1 pseudogene is annotated in these 1,134 nt (G+C 62.6%); it reads left to right on the top strand.

Annotated elements, in window-relative coordinates:
• Nucleotides 1-1,012: pseudogene (tnpC, locus tag CFR76_RS17420) on the top strand (IS66 family transposase); the annotation flags it as partial.
• Nucleotides 1,013-1,134 lie beyond the last annotated feature (122 nt).

Genomic DNA, 1,134 nt, shown 5'->3' with positions numbered 1-1,134 from the left:
CGTGAAAGGGTCGTTATCCCAGCCCCCGTGCACTGCCCATGCTGTGGCTCATCCCGTCTGGCAAAACTGGGCGAGAGCATGACCGAGACGCTGGAAGTCATCCCCAGACAATTCAGGGTAATCCAGACGGTGCGGGAGAAATTCTCCTGCAGGGACTGCGAGAGCATCACGCAGCCACCAGCACCCTTCCATCCGATCGCCCGGGGCCGCGCCGGGCCATGGCTGCTGTCGACGATCCTGACCGGCAAGTTTGCCGATCACCTGCCGCTGAACCGCCAGAGCGAGGCCTTTGCCCGCGAAGGGATCGATCTCGACACCTCCACGCTGGCTGACTGGGTGGGTGCCAGCACCGCCACCCTGGCGCCGCTGATCGCGCAGATCCGCGCCCATGTGCTGGCGGCACACCGGCTGCATGGCGACGACACCACCGTACCAGTGCTGGCGAAAAGCCGCACCGTGACCGGGCGATTGTGGACCTATGTGCGCGATGACCGGCCATTCGGCGGCCCCGCACCGCCCGCGGCCTGGTTCCGCTACTCCCGTGACCGCAAGAGCGAACATCCCACGGAGCATCTCGATGGCTGGAGCGGTATCCTGCAATCCGACGCCTATGGCGGCTACAACCGGCTGGATGCGCGAAAGTTGCACCCGCCTGTCGAAGAAGACCCCCGTTGCCACAGCCATGGCCTATATCCTGCGCAGGCCAGAGAGTTTTACCCGGTTCCTCTCCGACGGACGGATCTGCCTGACCAACAATGCCGCTGAACGCGCACTACGCGGCATCGCCCTTGGCAGAAAAGCCTGGCTGTTCGCCGGTTCCGATCGGGGCGGCCAGCGCGCGGCCGATATGTATTCCCTCATCGTCACCGCAAAGCTCAACGACGTCGATCCCCAGGCCTGGCTCGCCGACGTTCTCGCCCGGATCAACGACCAGCCCGTCTCACGCCTGCACGAACTGCTCCCCTGGAACTGGAAAAACACCCGTCACGCCAATCATACACAGGCGGCCTGACGCATGCCTGTGGTCCTCGTCGGCTTGCAGTTACCCATAAATTTTTTCTTCTGTAATTTGATAGGAGAGAGCACCTGTAACGATATCTGCCAGGCGAGACATTCCTCTCCAGATAACAGTTG

It is taken from the genome of Komagataeibacter swingsii, from assembly GCF_003207895.1.
Lineage (GTDB): Bacteria > Pseudomonadota > Alphaproteobacteria > Acetobacterales > Acetobacteraceae > Komagataeibacter > Komagataeibacter swingsii.
The sequence above is the reverse complement of the archived record's forward strand: the minus strand, read 5'-3'. Positions and strand labels throughout refer to the sequence as shown.